At 64.5% G+C, this 21,760-nt stretch carries 18 protein-coding genes and 3 pseudogenes; 12 read left to right on the top strand and 9 right to left on the bottom strand.

Annotation, left to right across the window (positions count from 1 at the left end; translation table 11 throughout):
* The 9 genes and pseudogenes from ACSKB8_RS37745 to ACSKB8_RS37705 all read right to left on the bottom strand — a co-directional run.
* On the bottom strand, positions 1–2,211 hold the full coding sequence (locus ACSKB8_RS37745; RefSeq protein WP_438109554.1) for an ABC transporter permease: 2,211 nt from the start codon (positions 2,209–2,211) through the stop codon (positions 1–3).
* Positions 2,204–2,985, bottom strand: a pseudogene (locus ACSKB8_RS37740) (ABC transporter ATP-binding protein). Before ACSKB8_RS37740 ends, ACSKB8_RS37745 begins: the two are co-directional and overlap by 8 nt.
* Positions 2,978–4,060 (bottom strand): branched-chain amino acid ABC transporter permease, encoded by a 1,083-nt coding sequence (locus ACSKB8_RS37735; protein WP_438109553.1) that lies wholly within the window; start codon positions 4,058–4,060, stop codon positions 2,978–2,980. The pseudogene ACSKB8_RS37740 and the gene ACSKB8_RS37735 overlap by 8 nt, the downstream one beginning before the upstream one ends.
* A gap of 1 nt (position 4,061) precedes the next feature.
* Positions 4,062–5,072 (bottom strand): branched-chain amino acid ABC transporter permease, encoded by a 1,011-nt coding sequence (locus ACSKB8_RS37730; RefSeq protein ID WP_438109552.1) that lies wholly within the window; start codon positions 5,070–5,072, stop codon positions 4,062–4,064.
* A 195-nt stretch (positions 5,073–5,267) separates the two neighbouring features.
* Complete coding sequence (locus tag ACSKB8_RS37725) at positions 5,268–6,095, bottom strand: helix-turn-helix domain-containing protein (RefSeq protein ID WP_438109551.1); 828 nt, start codon at positions 6,093–6,095, stop codon at positions 5,268–5,270.
* Positions 6,096–6,229: 134 nt separating this feature from the next.
* Positions 6,230–7,481, bottom strand: a pseudogene (locus tag ACSKB8_RS37720) (ABC transporter substrate-binding protein).
* Between the two features lie 204 nt (positions 7,482–7,685).
* Positions 7,686–8,420 carry an SDR family NAD(P)-dependent oxidoreductase gene (locus ACSKB8_RS37715; RefSeq protein WP_438109550.1) on the bottom strand — a complete coding sequence of 245 codons (735 nt, stop codon included), beginning with the start codon at positions 8,418–8,420 and terminating at the stop codon, positions 7,686–7,688.
* Between the two features lie 10 nt (positions 8,421–8,430).
* Positions 8,431–8,793, bottom strand: coding sequence for a substrate-binding domain-containing protein (locus ACSKB8_RS37710; protein ID WP_438109549.1), 363 nt, complete (start codon positions 8,791–8,793; stop codon positions 8,431–8,433).
* Positions 8,794–8,870: 77 nt separating this feature from the next.
* Positions 8,871–9,479, bottom strand: a pseudogene (locus ACSKB8_RS37705) (LacI family DNA-binding transcriptional regulator); the annotation flags it as partial.
* A 193-nt stretch (positions 9,480–9,672) separates the two neighbouring features.
* Between ACSKB8_RS37705 and ACSKB8_RS37700 the strand changes: the two are divergent.
* The 12 genes from ACSKB8_RS37700 (at position 9,673) to ACSKB8_RS37645 (ending at position 21,753) form a co-directional block, all read left to right on the top strand.
* Positions 9,673–10,974: an ABC transporter substrate-binding protein gene (locus ACSKB8_RS37700; protein WP_438109548.1), complete on the top strand. Its 1,302-nt coding sequence runs from the start codon at positions 9,673–9,675 to the stop codon at positions 10,972–10,974.
* 61 nt (positions 10,975–11,035) lie between these two features.
* Complete coding sequence (locus ACSKB8_RS37695) at positions 11,036–11,923, top strand: carbohydrate ABC transporter permease (protein ID WP_438109547.1); 888 nt, start codon at positions 11,036–11,038, stop codon at positions 11,921–11,923.
* A gap of 4 nt (positions 11,924–11,927) precedes the next feature.
* Positions 11,928–12,755, top strand: coding sequence for a carbohydrate ABC transporter permease (locus ACSKB8_RS37690; protein ID WP_438109546.1), 828 nt, complete (start codon positions 11,928–11,930; stop codon positions 12,753–12,755).
* A gap of 7 nt (positions 12,756–12,762) precedes the next feature.
* Positions 12,763–13,767 carry a zinc-dependent alcohol dehydrogenase family protein gene (locus tag ACSKB8_RS37685; RefSeq protein WP_438109545.1) on the top strand — a complete coding sequence of 335 codons (1,005 nt, stop codon included), beginning with the start codon at positions 12,763–12,765 and terminating at the stop codon, positions 13,765–13,767.
* A 6-nt stretch (positions 13,768–13,773) separates the two neighbouring features.
* A complete protein-coding gene (locus ACSKB8_RS37680; RefSeq protein WP_438109544.1) occupies positions 13,774–14,847 on the top strand; it encodes an ABC transporter ATP-binding protein in 1,074 nt (357 codons plus the stop codon).
* Positions 14,844–15,803, top strand: a complete 960-nt coding sequence (locus tag ACSKB8_RS37675; protein ID WP_438109543.1) for a sugar kinase — start codon at positions 14,844–14,846, stop codon at positions 15,801–15,803. Before ACSKB8_RS37680 ends, ACSKB8_RS37675 begins: the two co-directional genes overlap by 4 nt.
* Entirely contained in the window at positions 15,800–16,837 is a 1,038-nt protein-coding gene (locus ACSKB8_RS37670; protein WP_438109542.1) for a tagatose 1,6-diphosphate aldolase, read from the top strand. Before ACSKB8_RS37675 ends, ACSKB8_RS37670 begins: the two co-directional genes overlap by 4 nt.
* 45 nt (positions 16,838–16,882) lie before the next feature.
* Entirely contained in the window at positions 16,883–18,007 is a 1,125-nt protein-coding gene (locus tag ACSKB8_RS37665; RefSeq protein ID WP_438109541.1) for a mandelate racemase/muconate lactonizing enzyme family protein, read from the top strand.
* 227 nt (positions 18,008–18,234) lie between these two features.
* Entirely contained in the window at positions 18,235–18,912 is a 678-nt protein-coding gene (locus ACSKB8_RS37660) for a flavin reductase family protein (protein WP_438109540.1), read from the top strand.
* Between the two features lie 58 nt (positions 18,913–18,970).
* Complete coding sequence (locus ACSKB8_RS37655; RefSeq protein WP_438109539.1) at positions 18,971–19,921, top strand: PDR/VanB family oxidoreductase; 951 nt, start codon at positions 18,971–18,973, stop codon at positions 19,919–19,921.
* An 18-nt stretch (positions 19,922–19,939) separates the two neighbouring features.
* Entirely contained in the window at positions 19,940–21,280 is a 1,341-nt protein-coding gene (locus ACSKB8_RS37650; RefSeq protein ID WP_438109538.1) for an aromatic ring-hydroxylating dioxygenase subunit alpha, read from the top strand.
* Positions 21,277–21,753, top strand: coding sequence for an aromatic-ring-hydroxylating dioxygenase subunit beta (locus tag ACSKB8_RS37645; protein ID WP_438109537.1), 477 nt, complete (start codon positions 21,277–21,279; stop codon positions 21,751–21,753). Before ACSKB8_RS37650 ends, ACSKB8_RS37645 begins: the two co-directional genes overlap by 4 nt.
* Positions 21,754–21,760 lie beyond the last annotated feature (7 nt).

Below are 21,760 nucleotides of genomic sequence, written 5' to 3'. Positions count from 1 at the left end.
TCACCTCGCTACTCTTCGGCGCGCCCCGGCGCGGCCGAACAGGGTCCGGAACGCACCGACTATGATGGCGGCGAACTCGGGATCGTTGATGTTCTTGGCCACGCGAATGAGCTGGCGGTTGCCGGTCTGCCGCACCGTGCGCTCCAGCGTGCGGAACAGCGCGGCGTCGGCGTCCGGATCCCAGAATGGCTGGCCGCGCGCATCGAGTGCGGACACGCCGCCCTCGGGCAGGAAGAAGCGTACAGGACCGTCCATCTGGTTGAGCCGCTCGCCGATCCAGCGGCCCATGCGCTCATTCTCTTCGGCAGTGGTCCGCATCAACGTCACTTGCGGATTATGGACGTGAAACTTGCGGCCGCGGTAACGTTCGGGAATGGTCTCGGGCGCGCCGAAATTGACCATGTCGAGCGCGCCGACCGAGCCGACATAGGGCAGCCGGCTGCGGATGATCGCGCCAAAGCGGTCTTCCGTCGCGGGAAACACGCCGCCCATGAGCAGATCGCAGATCTCGGTGGTTGTGAGGTCGATGACGCCGGCGAGCTGCCCGGAGTCGACGAGCTTCTCCATCGAGCGTCCGCCGACTCCGGTGGCATGGAAGACGAGACATTCGAAATCGTCGCGCAGCTCGGCTGCGATCCTCTGCACCGCGGGCGTAGTGACGCCGAACATGGTGATGCCGACCGAGGGCAGGCCGCCAGCCTCGCGCGCCGTTGCGGCGCGCGTATCGAGTCGTGCCTTGACCATGCCGACGAGCGCATTGGCACCGTTGGCCAGCACCGCCCGCGAAATCGAGTTCAGCCCCTGCACATCAGTGACCGAGTACATCATCGTGATGTCGGCGGGGCCGACATAGGGCCCGACATCGCCCGAGGCGATAGAGGAGATGATCAGCTTGGGCACGCCGACGGGAAGCGCACGCATGCCCGGCGCGACCAGCGAGGCCGCGCCGGAGCCGCCCGCCGAAATTACACCTGCGATATTGCCTTGGCGGCGCAGCCAGTTGGCGAAGGCATCAGCCATCGCGGTCACGGCGGCCCCGCGATCGGGACCGAACACCGCCGCGCCGCCGCGGCCGTGGTTCAGGGCAATCTCCTGCGCGGAGATATCGCAACTGGAATGCCGGCCGCTGGTCGAGACGTCGATCAGCCGCGTGCGCAGTCCGGGTCCCGCGATGATGTCGCGGATGAAGCGCAGCTCCTGGCCCTTGGTGTCGAGCGTGCCGACGACCAGCACGACGGGTGGCCCTGCCGTCTGCGCCGATACCGGCTCGCGCTTGCGCCGTGCCGTCTCGTCGAGCCGCGCGACTTGCGTCGAGAGCGTACGCGCTGCGGCCTCGATGCGGGCGATCGGCACCGGTTGCGACCATCGGGTCGGGAGCGTCGGGTTGGAGATGTAGATGCGGATTGGTCCGTCGCGGCGTGGCGGCGGTGCCGGCTTGGGATCGTCAGCGGATGCGGCGACGTCGATATCAGGCTCGAGCTCGGCATGGAGCCCGACGCCGAGCAGGCGCTGCTGGAGCTCGCGGTCGGCGGCGAGGCGGGCGGAGTCGATGATGCGGTTGATGCGGCCGTTGACCATGATCGCGACGTTGCGCGAGATCGCGGTGGCAACGCCGATATTCTGCTCGATCACGAGCACGGACATGTCGCCGTCCTCTCCTAACCGCAGCAGCATCTCCTCGACCTGCGCCACGATGACGGGCGCGAGGCCTTCGGTCGGCTCGTCCATGATGAGGAGATGCGGGTTGGTGAGCAGCGCGCGCGAGATGGCCAGCATCTGCTGCTCGCCGCCGGAGAGCTGGCCGCCGCCGTGATCCTTGCGTTCGGCGAGCCGCGGGAAGGTCTCGTAGATGCGATCGACAGTCCAGGCGCCGGGCCGCAATCCGCCGGCAAGCCGCAAATGCTCGTCGACGCTGAGCGAGCGCCAGAGACGGCGTCCTTGCGGCACATAGCCGACGCCGAGCCGGGCGATCTGCGCCGGTGCCCGCCGCGTGATGTCCTCGCCGCGAACGCGGATCGAGCCGCCGCTCACGCCGACGAGACCCATGATCGCCTTGCACAGCGTGGTCTTGCCCATGCCATTGCGGCCGACGACGGAGAACACGCCGCTCTCCAGGGTGAGGTCGACGCCTTGCAGGGCATGCGAGTGGCCATAGTCGACATCGAGGCCGCGGACCTCGAGCGCGGCCTTGCTGCGGCGGACCTCATTCATGGCCGCCTCCGAGATAGAGCTCCTGCACCTCGGGATCGGACTGGATCTCCTGTGGCAGGCCTTCCTTGAAGATGCGGCCGTTGTGCATCATCGTGACGCTCTCGACGACGCGCAGCGCCACATCCATGTCGTGCTCGATGATGATGTAGCCGATATGCGCCGGCAACGAGGTCAGGATCTCGATCAGCTCGGCCCGTTCGGTCGGCGACAGGCCCGCCGCCGGCTCGTCGAACAGGACGAAGCGCGGCGCGCCAGCGAGCGCGAGTGCGATCTCGAGCTGGCGCTGCTGGCCGTGCGCGAGCTCGGCTACGCGCTGGTCCTTTACGGCGGAAAGATGCACGGCCTGTACGAGATTGTCCGCCGCATGCATCAGGGCATCGTTCTGTCCCGGACGCAGGAACGAGAAGCGCCCGCGCGAGACGCCGCGACAAGCGAGATAGACGTTGTCCTGCACGGTGAGGCCGGGAACAGCGCCGAGATCTGATAGGTCCGCCGCAACCCGCGCCGGATGCGCTCATAGGGTGGGAAGTGCGTGACGTCCTCGCCGAAGAAGCGGATGGTGCCGGAGGAGGGCGGGAAGTCACCGGTGATGCAATTGAACAGCGTGGTCTTGCCGGCGCCGTTCGAACCGAGCACCGCGCGCCGCTCGCCAGGGCGCACGGTGATGGTGACGTCGGTCAGCGCTGCCAGCGCGCCGAACAGGCGCGTCACGCCGCGCAGCTCCAGCGCAGCGCCGGCACCGACGGCGGAGAGGCGCTGGGCGACGCTATCCATGGCGGCGGCCTCCACCGGAACGGTCGGCGCTGCGGCGCTGACGGTTGCGCCAGCGCTGCCATAGGCCAATGACGCCGTCCGAGGACCAAAACACGATGGCGAGGAAGCCGAGCCCGATCAGCAGGCGGAAGCGGTTGCCATCGAGCCCAAGCCGGACCAGGAAGTCGAGTGCGAAGGTGCGTAGCAGCACGAAGATCAGCGCGCCGATGAAGGGCCCGATCGGGCGCGTGATGCCGCCGACGACGGCGATGATCAGTACGTCGATGCACGCCCCGACGCTGACCGAGCCCGGCGAGATCTGCCGGTAGTTCCAGACCTGGAGCACGCCGGTCAGCGCGGCCACGAAGGAGGCGAAGGCGTAGGCGGCAACGCGGTGCGCATTGACGTTGAAGCCGAGCGCAGCCATGCGCCGCGGGTTGTCACGCACCCCCTGAAGGGCAAGGCCGAAGGGAGCGCGGGAGAGATATTCGACCGCGAAATAGCAGAGCGCGGCGACCGCGAGCACGACGTAATAGAAGGGAATGTCGGCGCGCCAGTTCACGCCCCAGAAGTGCGGGGTGGCCACGGTATTGATGCCGGTATGGCCGTTGAAGATCGCCCAGTTCTGGTTGGTGAAATAGTAGAAGGCAGCGCCGATCGCGAGCGTGATCATGATGGTGTAGATGCCCTCGGTGCGGACCGCGAGCGCGCCGCCGAGCGTGCCGAAGGCGGTCGCCAGCGCCAGCGCCATCGGGACCGCGAGCCACCACGGCCAGCCCAGGCTGATATTGGCGTTGCCGCTGACGCCGAACACGGCGACCATGTAGGCCGCGAAGCCTGCGATGGTGAGCTGCATCAGGCTGACCATGCCGCCATAGCCGGCGAGGAACATCAGGCTCAGCGCCATGGTGCCGAGGATCAAACTGGAGGCGAAGATCTCGATCAGGAAGAAGCCGTTGGCGATCAGCGGCATGATCAGGAGAATGACCGCGACGATCCAGGCCGCGGGATTGTTGACCTCCGGCCATGTCCGCGACGGGCGCTGCGCCATCGTGGCGGGGCGTACGGCAACGCGGGCATCGTGGGCGAGCGACATCTCAACGCCTCGCCAATAGGCCTTGCGGCCGGATGGCCAGCACCAGCACCATGATCAGGAAGGTCACGACGATGGCGTAGGTCGGGATGTAGACCGAGCCGAGCTGTTCGGCGAGGCCGATGATCAGTGCGCCGAGCGCGGCGCCGGGGATCGAACCCATGCCGCCGACGATCACGACGACGAGGGAAGCCAGCAGGAAGCGGATGTCCTCGCCGGGCGACAATGACTGGAAGGTGCCGCCGACGACGCCGGCGATGCCGGCAAGACCCGCGCCGAACGCGAACACCAGCACGAAGACGAGTTGGATGCGCACGCCGGTCGCGGCAAGGATATCGCGATCATCGACACCGGCGCGGATGATCATGCCGATCCGGGTGCGGTTGAGCGCGAGCCACATCGCTACGCCGATGATCACGGAAGCGGCGAAGATCACGAGCCGCACCAGCGGATATCTGAGATAGACCGGCTCGCCCGAGGATTTGATCGCAGTGATCAGCGGCAGCTCCACCGGGCCGATCAGCCAGTTCGGCGTCTGGATCTGATAGAAGTCGCCGCCGCAGGCCCATAGCATCAGATCGGCGAACACGATCGAAAGGCCGATCGTCACCATGGTCTGCCTGAGATCCTGTCCCTCCATCCGGCGGAACACGATCACCTGGAGCAGGACGCCGACCAGGGCAGTCAGGATGAAGGCGACGATGAAGCTGAGGATCCAGGAGCCGGTCGAGGCGCTGATGGCGTAGCCGACATAGCCGCCGAACAGATAGAGCGAACCGTGCGCGAGGTTGACGTTGCGCATCAGGCCGAAGATCAGCGTGAACCCGCTGGCGACGAGGAAGTAGAGCCCTCCGAGCGTGATGCCGTTGAAGACGGCGTTGAGGAAGACACGCTTGCGGCCGATGGCCTCTTCGAGGCCCGGCGGCCAGACCGCGAAGATCAGCCAGAGCCCGACGGCAATGGCAATGATTGCGATCAGCGCCCAGGCGGGATGGCGTTCGACAAAGCGGCTCATGTGCGCCGTCCGTTCGCCCAGGCGGCACGCCGAAGGCTCATCGGGTGTGGGTCAGACAGCCTCGCAGCGGCTGCGTACCTCGCCATGGGCGAACGTCCTCCCTGGACTCGCAATCCTCTAGCCGGATCGTGTTGCCCACATCCTAGCCGGGCTGCGAGGAGGACATTTGATCGTGAGTATCTTTTCGCGCAGAGGTCAGGCGCGCAAAACCTTGGCCGCGCGACGATAATCGGTCGGAGCCATCCCGACATTGGCGGCGAAGAAGCGGGTGAAGCCGCTTTGCGAGGAGAAGCCGAGATCGAAGCCGATATCGGCAATCGGCGCCTCGCTCGCCACCAGCGCTTCGAGCGCCTGTTCCATGATCAGCGTGTTGAGATAGAGGTTCGGCGTGACGCCCGTCTGGACCCGGAACAGCCGGTAGAAATGCGGCCGAGACAGACCGGATTCCCGCGCGATCGTATCGAGCTCCATCTCGGCCCCGGGACTCTCCGACATCAGCCTGATGCATTTGCGCACACGGAAGTCGGTCACGGCGCCACTGGCGCGCGCATCGCGCGCGATCTCCGCCTGCTGCCAGCTTTCGTCGTAGCAGATGTCGATCAGCCGCCGCAGCTCGGAATCCAGACTGGAGAGCGATGGTGCGCCGCAAACGAGCGCGGCGGTCCGCCTGATGTGCTTGTCGAGTGCAGGCGTGCGCCTGAATTGGGTGCGGCCGAAACGCAGCCGATCGGAGCCGGATGCATCAGGCGCAAACCATTCGGCATTGACGTACAGCACGAAGAAGATCGCGCCGCCGTCGAGATCGGCCGGCAGGAAGTTATGCGGCTCCCATGGATTGACGGCGACCACGGAGGATTCGGTGAGATCGTAATGCCCGTTGGAGACATCGATGCATGCCGGCATGCCGCCGACATGGAAGATCAGATGACCTTCACGATGGGCGTGAATATTGAAAGGGCGGTTCAACTGATAAACCGTCGCCCGGCCGAACCGGCCGTGGAAGACGGCGAGCGCACGGCTCATGCCTTCCCCTCCCGAATGTTTTTGTCTTTTCGGCCAGCGTTCAACAACGCCGACGAGATTGCAAGAGCCGAGATTGCAAGAGCGGAGAGCAACCGCGTCAGCAAGTCGCTCTCCGCCTGCGCAGGCGTGATGCGTCAGTACTTTTTACATTCCGGTACGGTGCGGCCCGGCAACCCGATCTTGGAGAACACGGCCGGATCATAACCGAGCGTCTGGTTCACGTTCGGGATCACCTTCACGACCTTGCTGAACAGCGCGCCCTTGCCGTCATCGACGACTTCGGTGACGAAGTTGGTGCCGATCGCCTGGCGGTTGGAGTTCGAGCTTGATCTTGCCGTTCGGCGCATCGAGCTCGATCTTCGCCAGTGCTTCCTTGAACTTCGCCTGGTTGTTGGAGAGGTCGCCGTTGACCTGACGCAGCGCGAGGATCAGCGCCATGGTTGAGCCATAATAGTTTGTCGCGAGCAGCGATGGGCTTGGGAAGCGCTTGTTGGGCGGGAAGGCGTCCTGATAGGCCTTCACGAACTTCTGCCAGCCCGGATCCTCCCAGGTATCGGCCTGGCCGCTCGCGGCGATGGTGCCGATCAGCGCATTCTTGGCGTTTCCCTTCGACGACAGGATGGTCTGATCGATCATGATGGAACCGCCCATCAGATGCGCCTTGCCGCCGGCCTGCTGATACTGGTTGAGGAAGTTGACGGCATCCGCGCCGCCAAGCCCGAGATAGATGGCGTCGACGTCGTCGGGCAGGGCGGCGATGACGGAGGCGAAATCCTTCGTTCCGAGCGGCACCCATTGCCGGTTGGTCACCTGTCCGCCCATGCCGCAGAACTCGAGCACCAGCCCGAACACCTGGGTGTAGATGAAGGAGTAGTCCTCGCCGACAGTTGCGATCTTGCGATATTTCTTTTCCTCATAGGCGTATTTGCCGAGGCCGACCTGCCACTGCGCGCCGTCCATGTTGTAGCGGAAGAAGTTCGGGGCCGGATCGACGTAAGTCGTTTCCTGAGCGCCGGAGGCCGCATTGATGAAGGTCAGCTCAGGGTGGGTCTTCGCAAAATTCTTCACCGCGATGCCCTCGTCACCGGAGAGCGGCGACAGCAGGATCTGCACCTTGTCCTGCTCGATCAGCTTGCGCACGGCGCGCACGGCGGAGTTTGGCGTTGCGTCGGTCGAGGCGACGATGAATTCGAGTTCCTTGTCGCCGACCTTCTTGCCGAGCACGTTGAGGGCGGTCTGATGGCCGCGCATGCCGTCCTCGCCGAGCACCGTGTACGTGCCTTCGAGCGTTGCGGTCACCCCCACCTTGATCTTTTCCTGCGCGATCGCGGCGCCTGAAAGAAACAGGCTGCTCAGCGCCAGCAGCCCCACACTGCATTTCGACATTGTGCTCCTCCCTGTGTCGTCGATTTGTCGCCACGCCGGACCGGCGCTGCGCCCGCTGCTCGAAGGGCTCGCGGATTCGACGGGGAGGCTAGCCGAAGTCGCATGCGGTGCATGCGTGGACGCCTCGTTCGGCTTGACGGGCAGTCTCATTTTGGATGTTGCGGCGCAAATGGTTTCGCGGTGCAACAGGTCGCGGATGCGGGTTCATCCCGCGAGGAATCCTCCGTCCACCGCGACCACGGTGCCGGTCGCATATTGCGAAGCCGGCATGCATAGGAAGGCGACGGCTCCGGCGATGTCCTCCGGCTGTCCCCAGCGCTTGAACGCGGTCCGGTCGGCGATGCGCTGATAATGGGCGCGGTCGGTGCGGCCGGCGGCATTGATCGCCGTTTCGATATAGCCGGGCGCCACCGCATTGACGCGGATGCCTTCCTCGGCCCACTTCAAAGCCAGCGCCTTGGTCAGCATCACGACGCCGCCTTTGCTGGCGCAATAGGCGGGAATCCGCGGCAGCGCCAGCGTCGCGTTCATCGAGGCGATGTTGACGATCGAGCCCTTCGTCTCCGCGAGCCGCGGGTGGAACGCCATGCAGGTCCGGAACGTACCGGTGAGATTGACGTCCAGCACCTTCATGAAGGTCTCGATCTCGAACTCCTTGTCGCGCGCGAGAATGCCGGCGCAGTTGACCAGCGCGTCGACGCGCGTGTGCTGCCGCGCGAAGGACGTGACGGCAGCATCATCGGTGACATCCAGCGTTGCGAGCGTGAGCCCGGTGCGTGGCTTGAGCAGGGTGCGGGCAAGATCGGCCTCGTTCGCGCCGGTTGCAGTCACTGTCGCGCCGAGATCGCAAAACTGGTTGCTGATCGCCGCGCCAATGTCGCCGGCGCCGCCGATCACGACGGCATGAAAGCCGGCTGCGAGAGAGAAATTCGAATTCATCGGGAGTGTCTCACTTCAGGGATTTCGGAGGCGGAGCCGTCGATTCGCGGACCACCAGCGAGAAGTCGATCTCGCGATGCATGATGGTCTGCTCGCCGGCGAGGCTGCGCACCAGATATTCTCCGGCGCGCTGCCAGGTTTCTGCGGTCGGGACGTGGATCGTGGTCAGGCTCGGCCGCAAATGGCGGCTCCAGTCGAGGTCGTCGAAGCCGACCACCGACAGATCGCGCGGCACAGAAAACCCGTCGCGCTCCGCCTCGAGCAACACGCCATAGGCGATGACGTCGTTGCCGCACACCACGGCCGTTGGACGGTCTTTGAGGTTGAGGAGATAGCGCGCCGCCTCGCGTGCGTCGTCCAGCGTATAGGGCACCTCGACATGCCATTATGCCATTGCGACGGAAGCTCGAGCCCGTTCTCGGCCAGCGCACGGCGAAAGCCGGCGACGCGGGCGCTGGCGCGGTCGTTGTTGCGCTGGAGTGCCGAGACGATCCCGATGCGGCGATGGCCGAGCTCGATGACATGCGCGGCGGCGCGATGGGCGGCTGCCTCATTGTCCGTGCCGACGCAGGGGTAGGGCCGATCAGGCTGATAGATGCCGACATTGATGAACGGCACTGCGTTGTCGGCCAGCAGCTTGCGCAATCCGTCGTGATGGCAATCGCCGCGCAGCACGAGGCCGTCGACGCCGCGGCTGATCAGGTTGCGCGCCTGCTGCAATTCGACATCGAGATCATATCCGCTCGTGGTGAGAAACAGCATGTACCCGACCGAGGAGAGATACTGCTGGAGCGAGGCGATGCCGCGCGCGAACATCGTGTTGTCGATCGTCGGCACGATCGCGCCAAGGGTGCGCGAGCGCCGCGACGACAGGATGCGCGCTGGCGCATGCGGGATGTAACCGAGCGCGTCGATGGCCTGTTCGATGCGCGCACGCAGGGATGGGCTCACCGCATCGGGATTGTTGAGAGCGCGCGAGACCGACGCCGTCGACACGCCGGCGCGGGCCGCCACGGCGCGGATGCCCTGTTTCACGGACTTGGCGTTGGTCAGTCTCATGAATGTAACGTTACATCCTGCGTGGTGAGCCGTGAAGTCACGAAAGATGATGCAAATCTGCCGCAGAATGTGACGCCTGTCCATCGCTTGACACCGTGGATGTGAGGTCTAGATTGTAACCGTTTTCAAGTGGTGCTCAAACGTGTTCAAAAAGGTCCGCCAGCTTAAGGCGGCCAGCCGGGAGGAGAGTTCGATGAAGGCTAGGATGCTCGCGACCCATGTCGCGTTGCCCGTTCTCGCGATTGCGGCGGCCAGTGCGCAGGCGCACGCGGCCGATTTCGACTGGATGAAGTTCAAGGGCAAGACCGTCACCTTTCTCGCCAACAACAATCCGGTCGCGCAGGCGCTGCTGACCTACAAGGCCGATTTCGAGAAGCTGACCGGCATGACCCTGAAGGTCGACGGCTATCAGGAGCAGCAGATGCGCCAGCGCCTGGTCACCGTCATGAACGCGAACAGCGACGAGGTCGACACGTTCATGACGCTACCCTCGCGCGAGGGCGAGCAGTTCGCCGCCGCCGGCTGGTACGGCGATCTCTCCGCGATGGCCAAGAACGAGGTGGCCAAGGAATACGATCCGGCAGGGCTGAGCCAGGCGCTGCTGAAGGCCGCGACATTCGGCGGCAAGCTGACCAGCATGCCGATGAACATCGAGGGTCCGATCTTGTATTACCGCACCGACATCTTCAAGAAGTGCGGCCTCGAGGCGCCCAAGACCATCAAGGATGTCGAAGCAGCCGCCGCGAAGATCAAGACCTGCGACAGTGCGGTGACGCCGTTCGTCTCGCGCGGTCTCAAGCCCGCGGTCGCCTACACCTTCAGCAACATGCTGCACAATATCGGCGGCAGTTACATTGCCGGCGGCAAGTCGAACCTGTGCTCGGCCAAGGGCAAGGAGGCGCTCGACACCTATAGCCGGCTGCTGCGCGACTTCGGACCGCCCGGCGTCGTCAACTACAGCTTCCAGCAGATTTCCGCGCTCTATCGCGGCGGGCGCGCCGCGATGGCGTTCGAATCCTCAAATGAATTGCGCACGGTGATGGAAGGCGGGGCGCGGTTGAAGGACACCGGCCTGTTGCCGTTCCCGGCGGGCGAGGCCGGCCAGGTGCCGACCACGATCGGCTGGGGCATGGCGGTGTCCTCGCACAGCAAGCAGCCAGAGGCGGCCTGGTACTTCGTGCAATGGGCGACCAGCCCCGAGGTGCAGAAGAAGATGGCGCTCCAGGGCATTGCCCCGCCGCGTCCGTCGGTCGCCAAGGATCCCGACTATCGCAAGTGGATCGACGAGGAGCCGGTCCGCAAGGAATGGCAGGCCGCGCTCGACGTGCTCGCCACCAAGGGCTCGTCCGAGGTCGGCTATCCCATCGTGGCGAACCCGGAATCGCGCGAGTTCATCGGCCAGGCGGTGCAGGATCTGATCCTGAAGCAGAAGCCGATCGACCAGGCCTGCGCAGATGCCGACAAGGCGCTGGATGCGCTGATCGCGCAGAAGTAACGCTCGGTGCCGGCTGGCTTGCTGCCAGCCGGCGCCTCCTCATTCTCAAGGAAACGCACGCATGTCTGATGCGGCTGCGACACTCACGCAGGACCGGCAGAAGCTGGAAATGTCGGCGCTTTCGGCGCCGGCCGTGATCTTCACGGTCGCGATGATCGCGTTTCCCGTCGTCTATACGGTCTGGCTCGGCTTCCAGAATTTCTCCTCGACCGGCAAGCAGTCCTTCGCGGGCCTCGCCAATTATTCCAGGCTCGTCTCCGACTACGAGTTCTGGCACGGGCTGTGGGTCACGATCGCGCTCTATGTGCTGTCGCTGGTACTGCAGCTCGTCTTCGGCGTCTGGCTCGCACTGGTGTTGTTTCACGCCAAGCGCCTGCCGGGGATCGTGCGCTCACTGTTCATCTCGCCGTTCATGATGCCGCCGGTGGTGGCGGGCATGATGTGGCTGGTGATCCTCGATCCCTCGCTGGGGGCGGCCAACTACATCCTGCAAGCGTTCGGCCTGCCGCCGTCGGAGTGGCTGGCCTCGCCATCGCTGGTCATTCCGACGGTTGCTCTGATCGACAGCTGGCAGTGGACGCCTTACGTCGCCTTGATCGTGCTGGGCGGCCTGCAATCTCTCCCGCCGAGCGTCTATGAGGCCGCGCAGATCGACGGTGCATCCCCGTTCAGGACCTTCCAGCGCATCACGCTGCCGCTGCTGCTGCCCACCATCGTCACCGCGGCGATCCTGCGCAGCGTCGATCTCCTGCGCTTTTTCGACATCATCTACATCACCACCCAGGGCGGCCCGGGCAACGCGTCGAATACGCTCAATATCTACGGCTTCCGGGTCGGCTTCGAATTCTTCAACATCGGCTATGCCAGCGCCTTGATGCTGACGCTGACGGCGATCGTGTTCGGCGCGGTGCTCGCCTTCAACCGCCTGCGCGGCGCAGTCGCCTGGTGACATCATGACCGACGCTGCCAACACCGACCGCTGGATCCGCTGGCTCAACCTGGTGCAGCTCGTGCTTGCCGGGATCATCATCATGGCGCCGACGGTCTGGATGGTGCTGTCCTCGTTCAAGCCGTCCTTCGAGGTCACTGCCTATCCGCCGACGCTGATCTTCACGCCGACCTTGGACAACTATGTCGAGCTGACCAAGACCACGCCGTTCCTGAGCTATGCGCTCAACAGCCTCATCGTCACCGTCGGCTCGACCGCGCTTGGGCTGCTGTTCGGAATCCCCGCCGCCTTCGCGGTCTCCTGGACCCGGATTTCGTGGCCGGCGATCCTGACGCTGGCCGCCCGCATGGCACCCGGCACGCTGTTTCTGCTGCCATGGTATGTCATGTTCCGGCAGGTCGGCATGATCGGCTCCTACACCGCGCTGATCCTCAGCCACGCGGTGATCACGCTGCCGATCGTGATCTGGGTCCTGCTGCCGTCGTTCGACGGCATCCCGCGCAGCGTGTTCGAGGCGGCGCAGGTCGATGGATGCAGCGCCACGCGCATCCTCTGGCGCATCGCGCTGCCACTGGTGGCATCCGGCGTCGCCGTCGCGGCGATCCTCGCTTTCGTGTTCTCGTGGAACTACTTCCTGTTTGCGCTGGTGCTCTCCAACGGCGACACCAAGACGCTGATCGCGGCGGCCTTCAACTTCATCGGCGAAGGCTCGACGCAATGGGGCGCGCTAATGGCCGCGGCGACGTTGATCGCATTGCCGCCGCTGGTGCTGGCAGCCCTCGTCCAGCGCTGGCTGGTCTCCGGGCTGACGCTCGGTGCGGTGAAAGGTTAGTTATCTGATGAATATGTCACCTCGTCCGAATTCGATCATGCAGGCCGCGGTCTTTCACGGCAACGACCGCATCACCATCGAGCGTGTGGCGATGCCCGATGTCGGCACAGGCGAGGTGCTCGTGCGCGTCTCGCGCACCGCGCTGTGCGGCTCCGACTTCAAGCTCTGGCACAAGGGCGCCGAGTTCACCGCGGGCCACGAGATTTTTGGCGTCGTCGAGCAGCCCGGTCATCGCCTGCACGGCCGGCGCTGCGCCGTCTATATCCCCTTGCACTGCGATCACTGCGCGGCCTGCATGCGCGGCGATACCCAGATGTGCCTGGAAGTCTCCAGCCTGATCGGCTGGAACAGGCCGGGCGGCTATGCCGAATATGTGCCGGTGCCGGAAAACTGCCTGCTGCCGGTGCCCGATGATATCGAGGACAGCCTTGCGCCGTTGCTGCTCGACACCATCGGCACGTCCGGCCACGCCGTGCGCTTCGTCGGCCGCGTCGTGCCGCCGGCCGAAGCCGGCCCGGTTCTGGTGATGGGGGCAGGGCCCGTCGGCCTCGGCGTCGTGCTGGCGCTCCGCGCACTCGGCTACGACAACGTCTATGTCGCTGATCCCAATGCCGCGCGGCTCAAGATCGCGCAATCCTTCGGCGCAAAGGCGCACCCCGTCGGCGATACCTCCAGGCGCTTTGCCCTCATCATGGAATGCTCCGGCGCGCATGCGGCGCGCAACCTCGGCATCGAGCTGGTGCTGCCGCGCGGCGCCGTGGTGCTGGTCGGCGAGAACGCCGCGCCTTGGACCATCGAGGAAGGCAAGGTATTCCGCCGCAAGGATTTCTACATGATCCGCACCTTCTACTTCCCGGTCTCGGATTTCGAGCCGAATGTCGAGTTGCTGCGCAAGTACAAGGACGAATACCGCGTCCTCGTCGATGGCGAGTTCGGCCTGTCGGCTCTGCCCGAGAATTTCGCCCGCTTCGCCAAGGGTGAGCTGATCAAGCCGGTTCTGGCGCTGGACTGAGCGATCATGGCCTCGATATCGATCCGCAATCTCGTCAAGCGCTACGGCAATTTCACCGTGATCCCCGATCTCAACCTGGAGATCGCGGACCATGAATTCGTCGTCTTCGTCGGCCCGTCGGGCTGCGGCAAGTCGACCTTGCTGCGCATCATCGCCGGGCTCGAGCCGATTTCGTCGGGAGACCTCTATATCGGCGACAAGCGCGTCAACGGCGTGCAGGCCGCGCAGCGCGACATCGCGATGGTGTTCCAAGATTACGCGCTCTATCCGCACATGAAGGTCTACGACAACATGTCGTTTGCGCTGGAGTTGCGTGGCGTGCCGAAGGCGGAGATCGACGCGCGCGTCAAGCGTGCCGCGGCGTTGTTGCACATCGAGCCTTATCTCGACCGCAAGCCGAAGGAGCTGTCGGGTGGCCAGCGTCAGCGCGTCGCCATGGGCCGCGCCATCGTGCGCAATCCCAAGGCGTTCCTGTTCGACGAGCCGCTGTCCAATCTCGACGCAAAGCTGCGCGGACAGGTGCGGGCCGAGATCAAGGCGCTGTCGCAGGAGCTGAAGACCACCATGGTCTTCGTCACGCACGACCAGATCGAAGCCATGACCATGGCCGACCGGATCGTGGTGCTCCAGAGCGGCACGATCCAGCAATACGACACGCCGGAGACGGTCTACGAGCGTCCCGCCAATCAGTTCGTCGCCGGCTTCATCGGTTCGCCCGCCATGAATTTCTTCCCGGTCGAGTGGCGGCAAGAGCGCGCGATCCTTTCGCAAGGCGGAACGGCAGTGCCGCTGGACGGCGAGGCCGCAGGCCGCCTGCGTCAGGCCGGCAACGCCGTGCTCGGCGTCCGCCCTGAACATTTCGCCGTGGCCGCGGATGCCGTCGACGGACTTGCCATCAACGTCAAGCTGGTCGAACCGCTCGGCTCGGATACGCTGATCCATTTCGATCTCGCCGGCGCCTCCGCGATCGCGCGGGTCGATCCATCGCTGCGGCCGAAGGTTGGCGATCGTCTCAGCCTTCGTCCGCTAGCAGGCAAGACGCATTTGTTCGATGCGGCCAACGGACAGGTCCTGCGGTGAGTGCATCTACGCACATCGGTGATCTCTCGGTGCTGGCGGACGTGGCGTCAAAGGCCAGGTCCGTACACGTGATCTGCCTGGGTCTGTCGGCGCTCGACCAGGTCTGGCGCGTCGATCGCCTGTTCGCGGGTCAAAGCGAGAAGGTCAAGGCTGTCGGTTACGGCACGCTTGGCGGCGGCATGGCTGCCAACGCTTCGGTCGCGATCGCAAGGCTCGGCGCGTCCGTCGCGTTCTGGGGGCGGGCAGGAAATGACGCCGCCGGCCACGAGATGAAATCGGCCTTCACGGCCGAAGGCATCGATGTCGAGAATTTTCGGCTGTTTCCCGACGGCCGCTCGTCCGTTTCCGGGATCATCGTCGACAGTTCCGGTGAGCGGCAGATCGTCAATTTCCGCGGGCTCTTTCCGGAAGCCGCGGATTGGCTTCCGCTCGAAGCCGTCGCGCGCGCATCCTCCGTGCTGGCCGATCCGCGCTGGGTCGAGGGCGCAGCGACGCTGTTCCGCGAAGCCCGCGCGCGCGGCATTCCGACTGTGCTCGACGGCGACATGGCCGACGCCGAGGTGTTCGAGCGGCTGCTGCCGCTGACCGACCACGCGATCTTCTCCGAGCCTGCGCTCACATCTTTTGCCGGCTCGGCCAAGGATGACTCTCTCGCGGCGCTCGCGCGCTTCGGCTGCCGGGTCATCGCCGTCACGCGCGGCGAGGGAGGCGTGAGCTGGTACGAGAACGGCCAGTCGCATCGGCAGGCGGCCTATGCCGTCGAGGTCGTCGACACCACGGGCGCCGGCGACGTCTTTCACGGCGCCTATGCGCTTGCGATCGGCGGCGGCCTCGATGTGCGCGCCGCCATGGCGTTTTCGGCGGCGACAGCCGCTATGAAATGCCGCCATGCCGGTGGCCGCAACGGAATCCCCGATATCAACGAGTGTCTTGCATTCATGAGGACGAAGCCATGAGAACGATTGGAAAGAACCGCGGCCTGGCACGGCTGGCTGACGCGGATGGCCACTTTCGCATGGTCGCGCTGGACCAGCGGCCGCCACTGTTCGACGCCATCGCCAAGGCAAAGGGCATCACGCGGGATCAGGTCGAATATTCCGATGTCACGGCGGCCAAGCGTCTTCTCGTCGAGAACCTCGCGCCGCATTGCAGCTCGATGCTGTTCGACCCGAACTTTGCCGTGCCCGCCGCGATCGATCTGTTGCCGCCGCGCTGCGGCCTGATCATGACGCTCGAGGAGCACCGCGTCGAGGAAACCGCGGGCGGCCGCAAGTCGCGCGCGATAACCAATTGGAGCGTGGAGAAGATCCGCGCCATGGGCGGCGACGCCGTCAAGGTGCTGGCCTGGTACCGGCCGGATGCCGACGCTGCGGTGAACGAGCACCAGAAGCGTTTCGTGCGCGAGATCGGCGAGGACTGCGCCCGTCACGACATTCCCTATGTCCTCGAGCTGCTGGTTTACCCGTTCCTCGGCAGCGCCAATCACACCGCCGACTACGTGGAATCGCCGGGCAAGCTCCCGGGCCTCGTCATCGACAGCGTGCGCGAGTTTGCCAAGCCCGAATACGGCGTCGATCTCCTCAAGCTGGAGAGCCCGCTTGCGGCGGGCAGCCTGCCGGCCCGCGACGGCAGCGCGGAAGCGAAGGCCGCACAGAAGCAGTTCGATGCGATCGGCGATATCTGCCGTGAGCGCAGCATCCCCTGGGTGCTGCTGTCGGGCGGCGCTGCACCGGAAAAGTTCGAGCGCGTCCTCGACTTCGCCTATGCGGCGGGAGCGGGCGGCTTCCTCGCGGGCCGCACCATCTGGCTCGATGCCGTCCTGAAGAATTTTCCGGATCGTGCAGCGGTGTCGGCCAGCCTGCGCAAGGACGGCCTCGGCGTGCTGGAGCGGCTCAACCAGCTGACCACGGCCAAGGGCACGCCGTGGAAGGCGCGCTTTCCGGTATTCACTGACATCAAGCAGGAAGGTGACTTTGCGCGCGCCTATTGAGATAGTGGCTCTGCGTGGTTCATCCCGATCGCAGGATCCGCAAACATGACTGACAGCTTCACCATCCGCTCGATCGAGGCATTCTGCTATCGCTATCCGTTGGCGACGCCGGTGGTGACGTCGTTCGGCAAGATGCTCAACCGTCCCGCCGTTTTCGTTCGCGCCGTCGACGAAGACGGCGTCGAGGGATGGGGTGAGGCCTGGTCCAATTTTCCAGCTCCGGGCGCGGAGCATCGCGCCCGGCTCGTCAACGAGGTGCTCGCCCCCGGCCTCGTCGGACGCAAGTTCGACGGTCCTGGCCAGGCCTTCGAGGCGCTGACCAAGGGCACCGAAGTTCTGGCGCTTCAATGCGGTGAACCCGGTCCGTTCGCGCAGGCGATTTCGGGCATCGATCTCGCGCTGTGGGACCTCTCGGCGCGCCGCCGGCGCTTGCCGTTGTGGCGGCTTCTCGGCGGTCAGTCGCGCAAGATCAAGGTCTATGCCAGCGGCATCAATCCCGGCGGAGCCGCGCAGACGGCGGAGGCCGCGCTCAAGCGCGGCCATCGCGCGCTGAAGCTGAAGGTTGGCTTCGGCGCCGAGACCGATCTCGCCAATTTGGCCACGCTGCGTCAGATCGTCGGCGCCGGCATGCTTGCCACCGATGCCAATCAGGGCTGGTCAGTCACGCAGGCGATGGAGATGCTGCCGCGGCTTGCCGAGTTCGATCTGCGCTGGCTGGAAGAGCCGATTCGCGCCGATCGACCGCGCGAGGAATGGCGCAGACTGCGCGCCGCAGCGAAGATGCCGATTGCCGCCGGCGAAAACATTTCGAGCGCCGAAGGCTTCAAGGAGGTTCTGGCCGAAGGCGTGCTCGGCGTGGTTCAGCCCGATATTGCAAAATGGGGCGGCCTCAGTGTCTGCGCCCCACTGGCGCGCGACATTCTGAAGGTGGGCAAGACGTTTTGCCCGCACTATCTCGGTGGAGGCCTCGGCTTGCTTGCATCCGCGCATCTCCTCGCCGCTATCGGAGGTGATGGCTGGCTGGAAGTCGATGCCAACGACAATCCATTGCGCGATCTGTTTTGCGGCCCGGTCCTCAATGTGAGGGAAGGCACCGTTGAATTGGACCAAGACCCGGGGCTCGGAATAATGCCTGATCTGTCATCTATCGAGCATCATCGCACCATTTAGATAAGAACTCGTATCGTGATGGCCGCGATCATGAATCCGGCTTGGTCGAAGATCGGTGCGGACAGGGCGGTGAAGTTCGGCAGCAGGGCATCACGACAGCGGCTGATGCCGTTGCGCGCTTATTTGACCTCGTCATATGTCTATGACCAAATAAAACGTCTCGCATTTGGCTGCGGGGCCTAACTTCTCAGCCGTCAGCTCCGTTCGCGCGCGCAATTGGGGGACCGATGCTCTTCGATATGGGTCAGCTTCCGGCGGATATCCGCTACAAGATCCTTACCGCGACCGTTACGCCGCGACCCATCGCGTGGGTGACGACGAGGTCGCGGGATGGGATCGCCAATGCGGCGCCCTTCAGCTTCTTCAACGTTCTCGGGCATGAGCCGCCGACGGTGGTGCTCGGCTTGCTGCGTCATCCGCAGCGAGGCTTGAAGGACACGGCGCAGAATATCGTCGAGATGGGTGAGTTCGCCGTCCACCTGGTGCCGCACCAGATGGCAGAAGCGATGAACGCGACCGCGGTCGATGCTCCCTCCGAGATCGACGAGATTGAGATTGCGGGGCTGGAGACGCTCCCCGCGCAGATGATTTCGCCTCCGCTCATCAAGGGATGCCCGGTTGCGTTCGAATGTCGCTCCCTCTCGGTCCATGAGACCGGACCCCGGCAAATCGCCGTGATCGGCGAGATCGTCTGCGCTCACGTGGCCGAGCAGTTCGTGATCGACGCGCGCCGAGGCCATATCGATACGGTCAACCTCGACCTCATTGCCCGCATGCACGGCTCGGGTTGGTATGCGAGGCCTCGCGAGCTCTTCCAGCTGGTGCGGCCGGCACCGATCGAATGGGGCGGCCGGCGCCAGGCCTCGGGTTGGGCCCAACGCCTGTCGACCCGAGCGAGCGATTGACATCCAAATTATTATATGTCTAAAAATATGCAAATTCATATATTGCAAGACCCGGCCAATGGACACGCATCCGCTGAGGCTCAAGGTGCAGTCGGTCACGGCGGAGACGCCGACGATCCGAGGCCTTCTGTTCGGCGTGGAGGGCGGTGCGGTTCCGCGATGGCAGGCGGGTGCGCATATCCGCGTGTCGCTGCCAAGCGGGGGAGACCGGCCTTACTCGCTGATGGCCCTGCCGGGCCTGCCCGAGGGAGTCCTTGCGCTCGGCGTTCTGCGCGAGCTGACGTCGACCGGCGGCTCGGCCTTCATGCATGCGCTCGAGATCGGCGATGTCGTGACGGCTTCGGCGCCCGTCAACAATTTCCCGCTGCATGAGGACGATGCGCCTGCGCTGCTGTTCGCCGGCGGCATCGGCATCACGCCGATCCTGTCCATGGCGGCCGAGCTGAAGGCGAGGGGCGTTGCCCACCATCTTCACTACGCCGGACGGGCGCCGGGTCTGCTGGCGTTCCTGCCGCAACTGGAAACGGTGTGCGCGAGCACCCTGTCCGTCCATTACGACAACGACGCTTCGTGCCTGGACATCGCAGCGGCGCTGCACTGCTCGCCTGCGAACGCCCATGTCTATGTCTGCGGTCCCGCAGGCATGATCGAAGCGGTGAAGGCCGCAGCTCTCGCCAGCGGCATTGCCGCCGATCGCATCCACGACGAGCTCTTCAAGGCGGAGCCGCCCGGTGCGCCGAACCGCCAGTTCGAGGTGGAGCTCAGATCGACGGGCGAGGTCATCCCGGTCGCGGCCGATCGCAGCATCATCGAGGCGCTGGAAGCGGCGGGGCACGAGGTTCTCTTCGACTGCCGGCGCGGCGATTGCGGCATCTGCCAGTGCGGCGTGGTCGCAGGCGTTCCCGATCATCGCGATGTCATCCTGAGCGACGCCGAGAAGGCGTCCAACAAGGTCATGCAGATCTGTGTATCGCGCGCAAAATCGGAACGGCTGGTGCTGGATCTCTAGGACGAGGACAGGAACGTCATGGGTGGATACGGTGGAAATGCGCGGTCGATCGCAGCGCTGGTGCGCGAGGCGGAGGTGCATCGCGACGTCTACGTCGATCCTGAGATCTTCGAGCTCGAGATGGCGCATCTGTTTCCCAACAGCTGGGTCTATGTCGGCCACGCGAGCCAGTTGGCGAAGCCCGGCGATTTCATCACCGCCAATATCGGCCGGCAGCCGGTGATGGCCAGCCGCCATACTGACGGCTCCATTCATGTCTTCTACAACCGTTGTCCGCATAAGGGCGTCAAGATCGCCTCGGAGCCTTGCGGCAATGCCGGAAAGTTCTTTCGTTGTCCCTATCACGCATGGTCGTTTAGGACCGACGGCTCGCTGCTCGCGATCCCCTTGAAGAAGGGCTATGAGAGCACCGGTTTCGGCGACACCCAGGCGAATGAAGGCCTGTCGAGAATCAAGAACGTCGCGATCCATCGCGACTTCATCTTCGCGCGGCTGAGCGAGACCGGCGTGTCCTTCGAGGACTATTTCGGTCTGAGTCTTTCGACCATCGACAACATGGTCGACCGCTCGCCACAGGGCAAGCTCGAGGTCGTGGCCGCGCCGATCCGCTACATGCACACCTGCAATTGGAAGATGCTGGTCGAGAACCAGACCGACACCTGTCATCCCATGGTCGCGCACGAGAGCTCGGCGGGTACCGCGGTCAAGGTCTGGAAACGCGAGCAGGGCGATTCCACGGAGACGCCGATGGCGGTGCAGCTCTACGGCCCGTTCATGAGCCCGTACGAATTCTACGAGCAGAGCGGCATCAGGATCTGGCCCAACGGCCATGGCCACACCGGCGTCGCCAATTCGATCCATTCCAATTATTCCGACGTCGACGGCTATCTCGAACAGATGGTCGCGGCCTATGGCGAGACGCGGGCTCACGAGATCCTCGGCGAGGTCAGGCACAACACCGTCTATTTCCCGAACGTCATGGTCAAAGGCGCCGTCCAGATCCTCCGCAATTTCATCCCGGTCGCGGTCGACAGGACGCTGGTCGAGAGCTGGGTCTATCGCCTGGTCGGCGCGCCCGACAAGCTCTACGAGCGTGCCCTGATGTATAACCGCTTCATCAACGCGCCGACCTCGATCGTCGGGCACGACGACCTCGAAATGTACGAGCGGGCGCAGGAAGGCCTCAAGTCCAACGGCAATCAGTGGATCAATCTGCGCCGCCTCTACGAGCCCGACGAACAGCCTGATGTCACCGCCGTCATCAACGGGACGTCCGAGCGGCAGATGCGCAACCAGTTTCACGCCTGGGCCAAATTCATGACCATGGACATGGACAAGCATCCCGAGGCCGCGGAATGATCGACGAGAAAGCCGTCACGGATTTCATCTATCGGGAGGCCGAGCTGCTCGACACCATGCAGTGGCAGAGCTGGCTCGATCTGTTTCATCCCGAAGGGCGCTATTGGATGCCGCTCGAATGGCAGCAGCAGGACCCGGTGCTCCAGCCGTCCCTGATGTACGAGGATCTGCTGCTGCTCAAGGTGCGGGTCGAACGCCTCGCCGGGGAACGCACCTTCAGTCAGAAGCCGAAGAGCCGGTGCCACCATCTGCTTCAGGCGCCACGTATCATCGCCTGCGATGCTGCGGCCGGCGTGTTCAGGGCGCGCACATCCTACATCTACACCGAGACGCGCGGCAACTTGCTGGAGCGGTATTCGGGATGGGCATCACACGATCTCGTGCAGGTCGGCAACGGCCTGAAGATCAAGCTCAAGCGCGTCGATCTCGTCAATTTCGACGCGCCGTTCGGCAATATTCAGCTTTTCATGTGAGTGTATC

It is taken from the genome of Bradyrhizobium sp. BR 1432 (genome assembly GCF_051547705.1).
In the GTDB taxonomy this organism is placed as follows: Bacteria; Pseudomonadota; Alphaproteobacteria; order Rhizobiales; family Xanthobacteraceae; genus Bradyrhizobium; species Bradyrhizobium zhanjiangense.
This window is presented reverse-complemented; position numbering and strand designations above follow the sequence as displayed.

Bases quoted from the DNA above. Each gene is read 5' to 3' on its own strand.
- ACSKB8_RS37745 (WP_438109554.1), bottom strand. From the start codon at position 2,211: ATGAATGAGGTCCGCCGCAGCAAGGCCGCGCTCGAGGTCCGCGGCCTC.
- ACSKB8_RS37735 (WP_438109553.1), bottom strand. From the start codon at position 4,060: ATGTCGCTCGCCCACGATGCCCGCGTTGCCGTACGCCCCGCCACGATG.
- ACSKB8_RS37730 (WP_438109552.1), bottom strand. From the start codon at position 5,072: ATGAGCCGCTTTGTCGAACGCCATCCCGCCTGGGCGCTGATCGCAATC.
- ACSKB8_RS37725 (WP_438109551.1), bottom strand. From the start codon at position 6,095: ATGAGCCGTGCGCTCGCCGTCTTCCACGGCCGGTTCGGCCGGGCGACG.
- ACSKB8_RS37715 (WP_438109550.1), bottom strand. From the start codon at position 8,420: ATGAATTCGAATTTCTCTCTCGCAGCCGGCTTTCATGCCGTCGTGATC.
- ACSKB8_RS37700 (WP_438109548.1), top strand. From the start codon at position 9,673: ATGAAGGCTAGGATGCTCGCGACCCATGTCGCGTTGCCCGTTCTCGCG.
- ACSKB8_RS37695 (WP_438109547.1), top strand. From the start codon at position 11,036: ATGTCTGATGCGGCTGCGACACTCACGCAGGACCGGCAGAAGCTGGAA.
- ACSKB8_RS37690 (WP_438109546.1), top strand. From the start codon at position 11,928: ATGACCGACGCTGCCAACACCGACCGCTGGATCCGCTGGCTCAACCTG.
- ACSKB8_RS37685 (WP_438109545.1), top strand. From the start codon at position 12,763: ATGAATATGTCACCTCGTCCGAATTCGATCATGCAGGCCGCGGTCTTT.
- ACSKB8_RS37680 (WP_438109544.1), top strand. From the start codon at position 13,774: ATGGCCTCGATATCGATCCGCAATCTCGTCAAGCGCTACGGCAATTTC.
- ACSKB8_RS37670 (WP_438109542.1), top strand. From the start codon at position 15,800: ATGAGAACGATTGGAAAGAACCGCGGCCTGGCACGGCTGGCTGACGCG.
- ACSKB8_RS37665 (WP_438109541.1), top strand. From the start codon at position 16,883: ATGACTGACAGCTTCACCATCCGCTCGATCGAGGCATTCTGCTATCGC.
- ACSKB8_RS37660 (WP_438109540.1), top strand. From the start codon at position 18,235: ATGCTCTTCGATATGGGTCAGCTTCCGGCGGATATCCGCTACAAGATC.
- ACSKB8_RS37655 (WP_438109539.1), top strand. From the start codon at position 18,971: ATGGACACGCATCCGCTGAGGCTCAAGGTGCAGTCGGTCACGGCGGAG.
- ACSKB8_RS37650 (WP_438109538.1), top strand. From the start codon at position 19,940: ATGGGTGGATACGGTGGAAATGCGCGGTCGATCGCAGCGCTGGTGCGC.
- ACSKB8_RS37645 (WP_438109537.1), top strand. From the start codon at position 21,277: ATGATCGACGAGAAAGCCGTCACGGATTTCATCTATCGGGAGGCCGAG.